A 13,318-nucleotide genomic window follows, 5' to 3' on the forward strand; every position below is an offset into this window, starting at 1 on the left:
AAATTTATCCCTTTTCTAAGTTTCAAGGGATAGCCTGGCATAGAAGCGAATGTTAGGATCATTAATTACCAAGGGGTTATCCATAAAACGCACATCTTCGATAGCGTTTGGTATGATAAATAAGCCTTCTTGATTAATGGCATGGCCACAAAAAGAAATTTCCCGAGGGGTTTCACTGGCGTCAATTCCTTGTGCAGATTTAAACCATTGTCGATGTTCATCAACTAAACCAACTAATGAAATCGAGACACCAAACAGTTATTTTTTAACAAACCGAGGGTCTTGTTCAATAATATTATTGAGGTATTTGATTGTCTAACCTTTATTTGAAGAGGTATGCCGCCTAAAATAAACAGGATAACCAAATGAAGGTTAAGCGTGTCTATGCCGGCCTTGTTGGCGCCACTTTTATCCATGGTCAGTTTCTCTGGAATAGCGCTTGAACCTGTGCCTTTAACGTAAATAGTAGAGTGATCGACTTTTAAACCGCGCTCTAAGACCAACTCCACTCAGGGAATAAGCCAGATAACATCGCACTAACATTAAAATAATAGGGTCTTTCCCAATTACGGGGGCACTCAATCAACAGCATAGTACTCTAACTCTGGTTCTATAATTTTCAAAGTTTTTAAAGCCATAGGCTCGTCTTTGAATCAATTTCATTTTTCTATGGAAGCCTTCGGTAATGCCGTTAGACTTGCTGAATCGCCACATTCTCACGATCTCTTCTTTCCAAGAATCTAAGGTTTTACCAAGAGCGCATAATGATTTGAAAGCGCTGTTTTTTAGTGAGTTGAGCATGTCCAGGAATTGAGGGATGAGCTGACGACAGCGAGGCTTATCTAATGTTTTCTTCATTAATATTTCATAAAGACTTTGTTGAAAATGATAGATGGATTCAATAGCGGGATTCTCTTTAAAGAAAGCGTCTCTGGTAATGAGTTGCTGAATGGTTAATTTGTCGGGTTTCTTGCGAAGTAGAGCTAATAGGCCGCGATTACTTTTTATTTTTGTTGATAGTTCCCGATAGGTTAGCATGCATTGATGCTGTAATAGTCGTATGACATGGAATCGGTCTGCGACTATTTTGGCATTGGGAAAGTATTTTTTAACTATGGAACGATAGGTGCTACTTAGGTCCATACAAATGACTTTAACTCTTTCTTTTCCCGGGAGAGAAGACAGATAGCTTTTGAGCGTACTCTCGCTCCTGCCTTTTACAATATCGAATATTTTTCTTTTTTTTAAATCACACAAGGTTGTTGCAAATCCTTGCTTACGACTAAAGAAATGTTCGTCTATCCCAAGGACTGTAGGACATAATGCATTGCTTAGCTCTTTATGTTGCTCTTGGTATTGTTTTTGATACCAACGCTCAATTGTGGCCTTACCTTTTTTGAATTGCTCAGCCAAATCTTTTTGCGAAACACCCCGCGTATGCTCATGAAAGACAGCGGCTTGGAGCCGCCATGTTGAACGTTGATGCTTATTAATTCCAGGGAACTGTTGATTGCCATAACGCTTACAGGTGTGGCAATACAATTTATAAGCCTTAAAACTTAAGATACTTCTTCGATGCCCTATAAGTTCATGATGAACTTTTCTCATATAAGAAGCTTTTTTACGAACTACCTTACTTTTGCAATGACCACAACGAGGAAGTCGATTATAAGAAAGTTCTAACCACAATGGTTGATAACCTTTCACTTTCCTTATAGAAAATCCGGGTAAATTTAGGATAAGATCATACTTCGGCACTTTAATCTCCTTTTGATCGTCAAATCAAGGAGTTAGATTACTCTAACTTAGATTAAAGTGCCCCCTTAAATGAGAAAGAGCCAAATAATATCTTTTTTAAAGTGTTTCCATTTAAAACTGAGTATTAAGGGAACCTCTGAAAAAAATAAAATTTAACATGTTCCAATATTTTTTCGCGACAAAACCTTAAATTTTGATCTACTCTTAAAAAGTACCCTATTGTTATAGGACAAAATCATGAAAAAGTCTTCAAAAGATATATCTAAAAGTAAAGTTAAGGAAAGTCTTAAAAGAGAGGATTTAAAAAATGTTTCTGGGGGTGCTCGCCTAAAAGATATATTAAATCCACCAGCGACCCATGAAGGCCCGCTTGATATAGATGAGATTGAGCGGTTAATTAGGCAGGGAATCAAAAATCGATGAATAATTATTTTAATTAGGCAATCGGAAGCTCCGACCATCGTGTTGTGTAATGTGGGGATTTCAGTTGTCGCTTCATCGACTTGGATTTACGAAACCCTTCAGCAGCAAGTCGCATTGATCTCGGACCATATTTACGATTAATGCCATCAATAAGTTTCATGACTTTTTCAGAGTTCTGTCGAAAATTTTTCAAGCAGTTAAAGCCATCCTATTTTTGGGTGTAGTTAAGCTGCAAGTTCATAAAACTGCTTCCAAGCAGGTATCTCTCCCCTATGTTCCATCTGTCCTTTTAAGCATCCGGTGCAATTCAACTCCTGTAATCGTTGCTTCTGCGGATTCAAATGATTTAAATCCAAGTGTATATTTTGTAATATTTTTGATACCGCGATGGTCTTGTTCCACTATGTTAGTGAGATAGTTTATTCGCATTATCTCAATCAATAAATGCCAGAATCCATAAATAAATAATAGGTTATTGATTCGTTCCAGTGCTGCGGTATTTGAACCTGATTTATCAATATTTACCTTCTGTGGCAGACCAGTAGAACCCATGGCTTTTTTGGAAAACTTCAATACAGCAGAGCGATCTCGAGTTTCTGAAAGCATAAAATCAATGGTTTTACCTTCCTTGTCCACCGCTCTATAAAGATAACACCACTTGCCACTAACCTTGATGTAAGTCTCTCCATTTTCCAAGACCTACCTACAGGTTTCTTACGTTTTCTGAATGCTTCTTCCAGTTGCGGCGCATAGTAAACTACCCATTTTTGAACCGTTGAATGGTCTAGTGCTGTTCCTCGCTCAGCCATCAGTATTAGGTCTTTTTGGAAAATGGCGCCCCTTGAATTTAATCATATCCTCTACTCTATTTTGGATTTTAGGGCGCGATTATAGGTTAGCCAGATTATTTGGCTCTTTCTCATTTAAGGGGGCACTTTAATCTAAGTTAGAGTAATCTAACTCCTTGATTTGACGATCAAAAGGAGATTAAAGTGCCGAAGTATGATCTTATCCTAAATTTACCCGGATTTTCTATAAGGAAAGTGAAAGGTTATCAACCATTGTGGTTAGAACTTTCTTATAATCGACTTCCTCGTTGTGGTCATTGCAAAAGTAAGGTAGTTCGTAAAAAAGCTTCTTATATGAGAAAAGTTCATCATGAACTTATAGGGCATCGAAGAAGTATCTTAAGTTTTAAGGCTTATAAATTGTATTGCCACACCTGTAAGCGTTATGGCAATCAACAGTTCCCTGGAATTAATAAGCATCAACGTTCAACATGGCGGCTCCAAGCCGCTGTCTTTCATGAGCATACGCGGGGTGTTTCGCAAAAAGATTTGGCTGAGCAATTCAAAAAAGGTAAGGCCACAATTGAGCGTTGGTATCAAAAACAATACCAAGAGCAACATAAAGAGCTAAGCAATGCATTATGTCCTACAGTCCTTGGGATAGACGAACATTTCTTTAGTCGTAAGCAAGGATTTGCAACAACCTTGTGTGATTTAAAAAAAAGAAAAATATTCGATATTGTAAAAGGCAGGAGCGAGAGTACGCTCAAAAGCTATCTGTCTTCTCTCCCGGGAAAAGAAAGAGTTAAAGTCATTTGTATGGACCTAAGTAGCACCTATCGTTCCATAGTTAAAAAATACTTTCCCAATGCCAAAATAGTCGCAGACCGATTCCATGTCATACGACTATTACAGCATCAATGCATGCTAACCTATCGGGAACTATCAACAAAAATAAAAAGTAATCGCGGCCTATTAGCTCTACTTCGCAAGAAACCCGACAAATTAACCATTCAGCAACTCATTACCAGAGACGCTTTCTTTAAAGAGAATCCCGCTATTGAATCCATCTATCATTTTCAACAAAGTCTTTATGAAATATTAATGAAGAAAACATTAGATAAGCCTCGCTGTCGTCAGCTCATCCCTCAATTCCTGGACATGTGATGTGGTTCAATTGATTTGGACATACCAGTTAAGAGATAATTTGCTTAATTGGAGGTCACAATGTCTACAAGAAGAAAATATACAAAGGAATTTAAACTGGATGCGGTTAGCTTAGTAACTGAACAAGGATACGCATGTTTAGACGCTGCCAGGAGCTTGGGAATTAATTCGAATATTTTGAGTCGCTGGATTCGAGAGGCAGCAGAGAATAATGAAAATGCTTTTCGTGGAAATGGTAAATTGACGGAAGAGCAACTTGAGATTCGCCAGTTACGAGAAGAAGTCAGAAGGCTGACAATGGAGAAAGAAATACTAAAAAAAGCCACGGTCTTCTTTGCGAAAGAAGCGAAATAAAATATTCGTTTATCGCCCAACACAAGAAGACCTGGCCGGTTGGCATGATGTGCCACCTCATGGGCGTTACTCCTTCTGGATACTATAGTTATCAAAAGCGGAAACAAACAAACCCGAACAATGAACCAGAACATCAAGAGCTATTGGAGTGGGTTAAAAAAATCTCGGAATCCAGCAAGTTCTCGTATGGAAATCGCAGGATAAGGAAAGCACTGAATGCTCTTGGTTATCCGGTTGGTCGAAGAAAAACCCGTAGTTTGATGCGTGAGGCTGGTATTTTTGTTCGATATAAAAAGAAATACAAAGTGACAACAAACAGCAATCACAAGCAACCTGTTTTTGATAATGTGTTAAACAGGAGGTTTCAGGTCAATGAGCCCAATCGTGCCTATGTGTCCGATATTACTTATATATCAACCCATGAGGGCTGGTTATACCTGACCGTGGTGATTGATTTGTTTTCTCGGAAAGTAGTGGGTTGGAACATGAGTTCGAGAATGAAGACTGATACGGTTTGTGATGCATTAACAATGGCCATTTGGCAGAGAAATCCAAGTTCAGGCCTTATTGTGCATTCCGACAGAGGCTCACAATATGCCAGTAAACAATATCGTGACCTTCTCAATCAATATGGTCTAGTGGGCAGCATGAGCAAAAAAGGTGACTGCTGGGACAATAGCGTTGCTGAAAGTTTTTTCGGTCGCTTGAAAGACGAGCGAGTACATTGGCGTAATTATCAAACCCGGAAGGAGGCAAAGCAGGATATCCTCGATTACATTACTATCTTTTATAACAATCAAAGATTACATTCGTCTTTGGATTATCAAAGCCCAAATCAATTTGAAAACCACTATTGGGGGCTATTGAAAAAAGTGGCTTAACTGGAGTGTACAAATTTGGTTGACCACGTCAATGCTCAACTCACTAAAAAACAGCGCTTTCAAATCATTATGCGCTCTTGGTAAAACCTTAGATTCTTGGAAAGAAGAGATCGTGAGAATGTGGCGATTCAGCAAGTCTAACGGCATTACCGAAGGCTTCCATAGAAAAATGAAATTGATTCAAAGACGAGCCTATGGCTTTAAAAACTTTGAAAATTATAGAACCAGAGTTAGAGTACTATGCTGTTGATTGAGTGCCCCCGTAATTGGGAAAGACCCCAAAATAGTCGCAGACCGATTCCATGTCATACGACTATTACAGCATCAATGCATGCTAACCTATCGGGAACTATCAACAAAAATAAAAAGTAATCGCGGCCTATTAGCTCTACTTCGCAAGAAACCCGACAAATTAACCATTCAGCAACTCATTACCAGAGACGCTTTCTTTAAAGAGAATCCCGCTATTGAATCCATCTATCATTTTCAACAAAGTCTTTATGAAATATTAATGAAGAAAACATTAGATAAGCCTCGCTGTCGTCAGCTCATCCCTCAATTCCTGGACATGCTCAACTCACTAAAAAACAGCGCTTTCAAATCATTATGCGCTCTTGGTAAAACCTTAGATTCTTGGAAAGAAGAGATCGTGAGAATGTGGCGATTCAGCAAGTCTAACGGCATTACCGAAGGCTTCCATAGAAAAATGAAATTGATTCAAAGACGAGCCTATGGCTTTAAAAACTTTGAAAATTATAGGCTCTTTCTCATTTAAGGGGGCACTTTAATCTAAGTTAGAGTAATCTAACTCCTTGATTTGACGATCAAAAGGAGATTAAAGTGCCGAAGTATGATCTTATCCTAAATTTACCCGGATTTTCTATAAGGAAAGTGAAAGGTTATCAACCATTGTGGTTAGAACTTTCTTATAATCGACTTCCTCGTTGTGGTCATTGCAAAAGTAAGGTAGTTCGTAAAAAAGCTTCTTATATGAGAAAAGTTCATCATGAACTTATAGGGCATCGAAGAAGTATCTTAAGTTTTAAGGCTTATAAATTGTATTGCCACACCTGTAAGCGTTATGGCAATCAACAGTTCCCTGGAATTAATAAGCATCAACGTTCAACATGGCGGCTCCAAGCCGCTGTCTTTCATGAGCATACGCGGGGTGTTTCGCAAAAAGATTTGGCTGAGCAATTCAAAAAAGGTAAGGCCACAATTGAGCGTTGGTATCAAAAACAATACCAAGAGCAACATAAAGAGCTAAGCAATGCATTATGTCCTACAGTCCTTGGGATAGACGAACATTTCTTTAGTCGTAAGCAAGGATTTGCAACAACCTTGTGTGATTTAAAAAAAAGAAAAATATTCGATATTGTAAAAGGCAGGAGCGAGAGTACGCTCAAAAGCTATCTGTCTTCTCTCCCGGGAAAAGAAAGAGTTAAAGTCATTTGTATGGACCTAAGTAGCACCTATCGTTCCATAGTTAAAAAATACTTTCCCAATGCCAAAATAGTCGCAGACCGATTCCATGTCATACGACTATTACAGCATCAATGCATGCTAACCTATCGGGAACTATCAACAAAAATAAAAAGTAATCGCGGCCTATTAGCTCTACTTCGCAAGAAACCCGACAAATTAACCATTCAGCAACTCATTACCAGAGACGCTTTCTTTAAAGAGAATCCCGCTATTGAATCCATCTATCATTTTCAACAAAGTCTTTATGAAATATTAATGAAGAAAACATTAGATAAGCCTCGCTGTCGTCAGCTCATCCCTCAATTCCTGGACATGCTCAACTCACTAAAAAACAGCGCTTTCAAATCATTATGCGCTCTTGGTAAAACCTTAGATTCTTGGAAAGAAGAGATCGTGAGAATGTGGCGATTCAGCAAGTCTAACGGCATTACCGAAGGCTTCCATAGAAAAATGAAATTGATTCAAAGACGAGCCTATGGCTTTAAAAATTTTGAAAATTATAGAACCAGAGTTAGAGTACTATGCTGTTGATTGAGTGCCCCCGTAATTGGGAAAGACCCAAATTATAGAACCAGAGTTAGAGTACTATGCTGTTGATTGAGTGCCCCCGTAATTGGGAAAGACCCGTTGATTTTTGGGACTGTGGCCCTCAAGGATCCCACAATGGATTTTAAAGGGCTTGGATGGTGAGGGGTTTAATTTTTGGTAACACCATGATTTTACTAGATAAATCATGGTGGCCAGAGGCGGAATCGAACCACCGACACGAGGATTTTCAATCCTCTGCTCTACCGACTGAGCTATCTGGCCCCAAGAGGTTGCTATTAAACTCCGAGAACGATTCAGAGTCAAGTACTGAATTATGATTTTTTCGTTAAAAATTGATTTTGATAGGCAATGGCGATTTTGGCGCCCAAAATTGCGTTATTTTTTATCAATTCGATGTTGGCATTCAGGCTTCGGCCGGCGGTCAAATCACTGATGCGCTGCAGCAGATAAGGTGTAATTGCTTTTCCTTGAATGTGTTGGGCTTCGCGATGCGCCTGCTCAATGATGGGTGTAATATCTGAATCAGGAATTTCAGCGTGTTTGGGAATGGGGTTGGCGACAACAATGCCGTTACGGATATTTAAGCGGCGCTGGAAGTGCATCATGTCGGCAATGTCTTCCGGACTGTCCAGGCGGTGAACCAGGGGAATGCCGCTGGAGTGGCTGTAGAAGGCGGGAAATTCGTCGGTCTGGTAGCCGACCACGGCCACGCCGTGCGTTTCCAGCATTTCCAGGGTTTTCGGCAAATCAAGAATGGATTTGGCGCCTGAGCAGACGACCGTCATCGGCGTTGACGACAATTCGATGATGTCAGCAGAAATGTCAAAACTGTCCTGTACTTCCTGATGAACGCCGCCAATTCCACCCGTGGCGAAAAGGGGAAGGCCGGCTAAATAGGCGCAGTACATGGTCGCAGCGACAGTCGTACTGGCGGTGAGTTTCTGGCTTAACACATAAGCTAAATCACGGCGTGAGGCTTTCATGACGCCGTTTGCCTGGGCCAGCTCGTCCATGATTTCCTCATCGATGCCAATGTGAATTTTCCCCCGATGCAGGGCGATAGTCGCCGGAATAGCGCCCTCTTCACGAATGAGCTGCTCCACCAGGCGGGCGGTGGCGAGATTATCGGGGTAGGGCATGCCATGCGAAATGATGGTGGATTCGAGGACGACGACGGGTTGTCGATGTGCAATGGCAGAAAAGACTTCACTGTGGACATTCAGCAACTCATGAAACATACATCACCTACTCTTCAGGAACAAATCCGGCCGGTTTGGCAGAGCCGTCGCCAAAAAAATAATTCGACATTTCTTTCGTGAGGAACTCGCGCGCCTTGGGGTCGATAAGGCTTAAACGGTATTCATTAATGAGCATGGTTTGATGAGAAAGCCACATAGTCCAGGCTTGTTTTGACACATGATGGTAGATTTTTTCGCCGAGCTCACCGGGGAAAGGGGGGGCGTCAAGGCCTTCAGCTTCTTGATTTAATTTTGAACAAAAAATGTGTCTGGGCATCTTATACCTGCAAATAACAACAAAAGGAGCCCAAATTATGCTGGATTGTGTCAGACTCAGCAATGCAATGCTTTAATTTTAATCCGCACGGCATCGGACCTGGGCCAGCATGATGTGCTGGGACAGCAACTGCTCCTGCTCATTCGTTAATGTTTCAAATTGCACGGCGGTTCTGTACATACTCTCACCTAAAAACTGGCTGTAAACCACCGTGGCATCCAGGATGATGGGTACCATTTTCGGTTTAGTATAAATCACTATTTTTAAACGGGTTTTTTCCTTAATTCGATCTTTGGCTTTAAACGCCATACCGCCCAAGCTGATATTGACCTTGCGCAGGTGTATTTTTTCACCAATTAACAGGTGGTGTGCCAAATGGTCAATTTTGGCGTTGATAAGATTCAGGTAATGGGCCATGGTTGGGTCTTTCAAAGCGATTTCCTGAGTGAGCTCGGACAACTCGTAGTCAAGGCTTTGAAAATATTGGGTCGTTTCCACGTAACGCTGGCCATTCTGCCCCAATAGCTCATCCGTGATTGATTTATCTGAAAAAAAACCTCCCGGCTGCAGGATTTTGTAATCAAAATAAATCTGATCATCAATGCGAAAGTGCTGTCGTCGTTCATGTACAGGCATAATCACTCCTCAAGTCCCTTTTGAAAGTGCTGTTACAGTTACTTCACCTCTACACTGACTGTAGTTGGTGATACTTCCTGATGCTCTACTTCCTCCTCACTATTAGTATTATCCATAGAGACGGATTTTTCTAATTTTTCTTGTTGTTGCTTCAGTTGTTGCTGTTGAATGATGAGGGGATCAATGTCATCGAGGTGGTCATCTTCTGACTTACTGACTTTAGATACAGGGGTTAAGACCGCTTTCAATGGCATTCTGAAGGCGTTCATGGTTTCTCCGCCCGCTTTTGCGACGTTGCGGCTGGCGTCAATGGCCAAATGATGATCGGTTGCTCCTTGATAATGGTTAATGCATGCCTGAAGGAACTTTTTAAATTCCGGGGAATTCCATTTTTTGGTTTCGATGGCAGTTTCCATGACGCGATTAAAGGTGTTTATCTGATCCAGTTTCAAGGCGGCACTGAATGCCTCATCCAGGTTGTCGGGTAGCTCCTTTGCGGGAATCATGCTGCGCAATTGCTGCTGAATGTCAAACTGCAGCTTCTTGCGGACATGCATGGCAAACCCTTTGTCTTTGGCTGTATTGATGAATTCAAGCAGATCCGCATCGACGGAATTTATGGCCTTTAATTTACTTTGGACACTGGGCTCATTTACTCCGGTTTGAGCCATGAATTGTTTGTATTCCTGCATCAAGGAAATGATGCGTGTGCGATGCCCTTCGCCATAGGCATTGCCGATGGCATGCAAGTCACTTAGATTAAGGTAGTCTGTAGGTAAAAGCCCGTCGAGATGCGTCTCCGGGTAAAGCATGGTTTCCTGAAGCGCGGCCAACTCTTTCACCGAAATGGTCATGTGCGTGAGTTCAAACTCATTCCGATGAGGAACGATGGTTAAGGAAGGTGCCCCATGCCGTTTGATAAAACTGACCATTTGCGGTGGGATAATGGAGGAGAAAGCCAACAGTACTTTGTCCCCATTGTGATCCTGCCCGGGAAGAAATTTCATGTAGGTGAGCTGGGTTTCGTTGCGGTAAGTCCAGGGATTGCGGTAGGGTCGTCCTTCGTCATTAAATAAGGCCGGATTATTGAGTAATTTTTCGAGAATAAGGCCCTTGGCCATGCCGTTATAACTGATTTTTTCGGAGCCCGGGAAGGTTTCCGGGATTCGGCTTATCCGGTTTTTGACGCTTTGTCTGATAAGCTCGGCATCTTTTTGCAGTGCGGCCACCTGCTTGATTTCACTTTTTATTTCTTTCGCCTGACTGGAGGTGGCATTGTCCAGCGATTTTTTCAGCTGCTCAATGTGGGCGGCGTGACGGCTGATGGTTAAATCAAGATAAGCCAGCATGCGATTCTCATTCCTCATCACCGTCAGCAGGCTATTGAATTTTTCATGGAAAGCGGAGTCTTCAATCAAGGTTCGGTTGCGACCCTGGCCATGACGGGTGTGTTTGACAAGAAATTCATTGGGCTGAAGACTTAAACGGCTATCCAGTTTCAGTTTATCGCCCGGCATGACTACCATATCAAACATGAACAGGCTTTTACTGTTGCGCAAGGCCTTGTTTTGATTGTAACCGCCGACAAAATCCGGATCACTGCAAAGGTAGAATACGCCAAGGCTTTTGCCAAAATCCTGAATGAATACATTGGATTGTAAACCGGAGCCTACGGGATCAATGGTGGAATAATGTTCATAGGTCTGAGAGCCTGTCAATCCGGATTTGAACACTTTACCATGGGCAAAATCTTTCAGCAGTCGAATGTCGTCGAAGGGGACAAACAGAGTCGGTTTTCCATTATACATTACCATGGAGGATTGAGTGGTATCGAGTCCGGACAGGCGGGAAAAATTGAGGGCCAGGGATTCGCGCTGGACTTCTTCAATTTTACCGTGCTTGGGCAATTTTAAAATGGCCTGCGTGCTGAGCTTGTAATCGTTACGATGATCCAGGTAGTCCTGCACGGTAGTCGGAGCCGTTGTTACGAGGGTGGTTAACTGGCTTGTGACTTTAGACAGACTAATCAGTGATACTTTTTCAGTGACCCCGCCGGCTGACTCAGCCAGCTCGCAATAGTTAAAAGCTGCACCGTTTTCATTGGGGATCTGAATGATTCTCAATTGGTTAATCTTGTGTAGATCTTCCAATAAGGTCAATTGCGACGTGAATTTTTTAAGGTTCACGTCATCCTTGACTGATTCAGCTATTTTTATATTGCCTTTTAGAATCTCAATGTTTTTTTGAATGTCGGGGATGTATTTGGGATCAAATTTTTCAAATTCAGGGTATGTTTTAAGGAGTTTTCCCAGGGCAGTACGGGCATTGTCAATGAGCGGATCCAACATTTGCTGAGCCCCTGGATTGGGTTTCGGCACACGTTGATAATAGTCAGGCTGCGGCAGAAGGCTGATTGCATGGCGATCCGTAGTGGCCCGCATGGCAGGGTAATCCACTTTTTCGATCGTGGGCGGACTGCCTGCGCGAAGGTCCAAACCACTTTTAAGCACCTGGGTTAACAATTGCCATTGATTGACGTCCTGATTCAACGTTGCAAAATGAATCACAGGGTCAAAATCAGCCAGCTGGTCAAGACTGTTGCCCAGTTTATTAAACAGAGGCATCGTTTTAATCGCTTCGTCCGAAAGTTCCTTGTCCAGCGGGGGGGTGCTGTTTTCGGTAAGAAAACGTTTAATGATGGCAATTTTGCTTTGCTCTGACAGTGGCATGCTGTTCTCATGTAGAATAAAGAAGGATTATTGTAAATATAGGTTATTATTTGGTATTTAATTGACCTCCGTGGGAAAAATATGTGCAAAGAATGTTAATTTGTAGTTAAATTAGAGTATATTTGCTGGCTTTAAGCATTGAGGTACTCATGACAGATGAAAGTTCCCCCTCCATTGGTGATTTGCTGCGCGAAGACGCGTTTGAGGCCGTGATTGCCCTGCTATCGTCGTGGAACGCCAGCAAACTGGCAGAGTTTTGCATGCAATCGCCCGATCTTTATGACATTCTGAAATCGAATGCGTTTGATGAGTTTTGGAAAGAGCGACGACGGGCAATCAGCAAATATGCCTTTAAAGGCCAGGATGGGGTTTGCGACGCCGATTTGACGGTGGGCCACACGCTTTTCCTGCTGGCGCAGCGTGAGAAAGCACAGGGAAATCTGGAGCGCTATCAGGAGCATCTGAATCAGGCGTTAAATTGTCACTCCATTCATGCCGCTCAAAGCTGGATTCATGAAATTGTCATCGCCGCCAATAAGCCAGACCTGAATTTTATACAGACATTTGCCGCCATCCTCTACAGCCGGGAAAGTCTGGCGAAGCGGCATGGGACCCCGGGCTATCTGCTGTTGGCGAATGGGTATTTTCATTTGCTGCACGCCTTGTCGCAAATCAACAGGGACGAGTCGCCCAATGAATGGAAAACGCAATACGAAGGCAGTCTCTTTTCATTATGGAAGTCGCTTTACCTGGCACGGCAGGCTGAAAACCAGTCAACCGAGGCCATTCATAATGCCTATTATGGTTGTGGGCTTAAGAACAGTAATCCCTTTTCCCTTGAAACGATTGATGCCATGCTGGAAAAGTGCAATGAATTGCATGATTATCCAGCATTGCGTGAGCGGGCCAGGCATGCCGCAGTGCTCGCCGGCAAGCAGGAAAACGCATTTACTCTTTGGGCGTCTGCACAGGCCAAGGCTGAGCAACCGTGCAAGCAGGATGTCTTGAAATCCCCCAAAATGTAGTATTGCAA

Annotated in this window: 11 protein-coding genes, 1 tRNA gene and 3 pseudogenes; 7 read left to right on the plus strand and 8 right to left on the minus strand. The window is 42.3% G+C overall.

What is annotated here, in order from left to right:
• Positions 1 to 582: 582 nt before the first annotated feature.
• Positions 583 to 1,758, minus strand: a complete 1,176-nt coding sequence (locus DYE45_RS05375; protein ID WP_115300265.1) for an ISL3 family transposase — start codon at positions 1,756 to 1,758, stop codon at positions 583 to 585.
• Between the two features lie 237 nt (positions 1,759 to 1,995).
• On the opposite strand from DYE45_RS05375, the gene DYE45_RS05380 reads away from it, so the two are divergent.
• Positions 1,996 to 2,181, plus strand: a complete 186-nt coding sequence (locus DYE45_RS05380) for a hypothetical protein (RefSeq protein ID WP_058532166.1) — start codon at positions 1,996 to 1,998, stop codon at positions 2,179 to 2,181.
• A 13-nt stretch (positions 2,182 to 2,194) separates the two neighbouring features.
• On the opposite strand, the gene DYE45_RS15005 is transcribed toward DYE45_RS05380, so the two are convergent.
• Both DYE45_RS15005 and DYE45_RS05390 read right to left on the minus strand, forming a co-directional pair.
• Positions 2,195 to 2,341, minus strand: a complete 147-nt coding sequence (locus DYE45_RS15005; protein ID WP_120047352.1) for a DUF4113 domain-containing protein — start codon at positions 2,339 to 2,341, stop codon at positions 2,195 to 2,197.
• A gap of 64 nt (positions 2,342 to 2,405) precedes the next feature.
• Positions 2,406 to 3,036: pseudogene (locus DYE45_RS05390) on the minus strand (IS6 family transposase).
• A 137-nt stretch (positions 3,037 to 3,173) separates the two neighbouring features.
• On the opposite strand from DYE45_RS05390, the pseudogene DYE45_RS05395 reads away from it, so the two are divergent.
• The 5 genes and pseudogenes from DYE45_RS05395 to DYE45_RS05415 all read left to right on the plus strand — a co-directional run.
• A pseudogene (locus DYE45_RS05395) lies at positions 3,174 to 4,133 on the plus strand (ISL3 family transposase); the annotation flags it as partial.
• Positions 4,134 to 4,196: 63 nt separating this feature from the next.
• Positions 4,197 to 5,371, plus strand: a protein-coding gene (locus tag DYE45_RS05400) for an IS3 family transposase (protein WP_108349036.1) whose coding sequence is annotated in 2 segments (ribosomal slippage) — positions 4,197 to 4,449 and positions 4,449 to 5,371 — 1,176 coding nt in all. Because the reading frame shifts where the segments join, the coding sequence is not laid out codon by codon here.
• Positions 5,372 to 5,384: 13 nt separating this feature from the next.
• Positions 5,385 to 5,621: a transposase gene (locus tag DYE45_RS05405; RefSeq protein WP_370447879.1), complete on the plus strand. Its 237-nt coding sequence runs from the start codon at positions 5,385 to 5,387 to the stop codon at positions 5,619 to 5,621.
• A gap of 30 nt (positions 5,622 to 5,651) precedes the next feature.
• Positions 5,652 to 6,146 (plus strand): annotated as a pseudogene (locus DYE45_RS05410) (transposase); the annotation flags it as partial.
• A 65-nt stretch (positions 6,147 to 6,211) separates the two neighbouring features.
• Positions 6,212 to 7,387: an ISL3 family transposase gene (locus tag DYE45_RS05415; protein ID WP_115300265.1), complete on the plus strand. Its 1,176-nt coding sequence runs from the start codon at positions 6,212 to 6,214 to the stop codon at positions 7,385 to 7,387.
• A gap of 203 nt (positions 7,388 to 7,590) precedes the next feature.
• Here DYE45_RS05415 and DYE45_RS05420 read toward each other — a convergent pair.
• The 5 genes from DYE45_RS05420 to DYE45_RS05440 form a co-directional block, all read right to left on the minus strand.
• Positions 7,591 to 7,666: transfer RNA gene (locus tag DYE45_RS05420), tRNA-Phe, on the minus strand.
• 50 nt (positions 7,667 to 7,716) lie between these two features.
• Positions 7,717 to 8,643 carry a pseudouridine-5'-phosphate glycosidase gene (locus DYE45_RS05425; RefSeq protein ID WP_108293443.1) on the minus strand — a complete coding sequence of 309 codons (927 nt, stop codon included), beginning with the start codon at positions 8,641 to 8,643 and terminating at the stop codon, positions 7,717 to 7,719.
• A 7-nt stretch (positions 8,644 to 8,650) separates the two neighbouring features.
• The gene (locus tag DYE45_RS05430) at positions 8,651 to 8,920 is read right to left on the minus strand and encodes an oxidative damage protection protein (RefSeq protein ID WP_108293445.1); all 270 of its coding nucleotides are present in this window, start codon (positions 8,918 to 8,920) and stop codon (positions 8,651 to 8,653) included.
• A gap of 78 nt (positions 8,921 to 8,998) precedes the next feature.
• Complete coding sequence (locus tag DYE45_RS05435; protein WP_058525448.1) at positions 8,999 to 9,556, minus strand: PilZ domain-containing protein; 558 nt, start codon at positions 9,554 to 9,556, stop codon at positions 8,999 to 9,001.
• Positions 9,557 to 9,594: 38 nt separating this feature from the next.
• The gene (locus tag DYE45_RS05440; protein WP_115300563.1) at positions 9,595 to 12,285 is read right to left on the minus strand and encodes a hypothetical protein; all 2,691 of its coding nucleotides are present in this window, start codon (positions 12,283 to 12,285) and stop codon (positions 9,595 to 9,597) included.
• 149 nt (positions 12,286 to 12,434) lie between these two features.
• Between DYE45_RS05440 and DYE45_RS05445 the strand changes: the two genes are divergently transcribed.
• Entirely contained in the window at positions 12,435 to 13,310 is an 876-nt protein-coding gene (locus DYE45_RS05445; protein WP_108293449.1) for a DUF5630 domain-containing protein, read from the plus strand.
• The last annotated feature ends 8 nt before the right edge of the window (positions 13,311 to 13,318 follow it).

This window comes from Legionella taurinensis (assembly GCF_900452865.1).
GTDB classification, from domain to species: domain Bacteria; phylum Pseudomonadota; class Gammaproteobacteria; order Legionellales; family Legionellaceae; genus Legionella_C; species Legionella_C taurinensis.

Coding starts and splice junctions, on each gene's coding strand:
- DYE45_RS05435 (WP_058525448.1), bottom strand. CDS start 9,556: ATGCCTGTACATGAACGACGACAGCACTTTCGCATTGATGATCAGATT.
- DYE45_RS05430 (WP_108293445.1), bottom strand. CDS start 8,920: ATGCCCAGACACATTTTTTGTTCAAAATTAAATCAAGAAGCTGAAGGC.
- DYE45_RS05380 (WP_058532166.1), top strand. CDS start 1,996: ATGAAAAAGTCTTCAAAAGATATATCTAAAAGTAAAGTTAAGGAAAGT.
- DYE45_RS05445 (WP_108293449.1), top strand. CDS start 12,435: ATGACAGATGAAAGTTCCCCCTCCATTGGTGATTTGCTGCGCGAAGAC.
- DYE45_RS05425 (WP_108293443.1), bottom strand. CDS start 8,643: ATGTTTCATGAGTTGCTGAATGTCCACAGTGAAGTCTTTTCTGCCATT.
- DYE45_RS15005 (WP_120047352.1), bottom strand. CDS start 2,341: ATGAAACTTATTGATGGCATTAATCGTAAATATGGTCCGAGATCAATG.
- DYE45_RS05440 (WP_115300563.1), bottom strand. CDS start 12,285: ATGCCACTGTCAGAGCAAAGCAAAATTGCCATCATTAAACGTTTTCTT.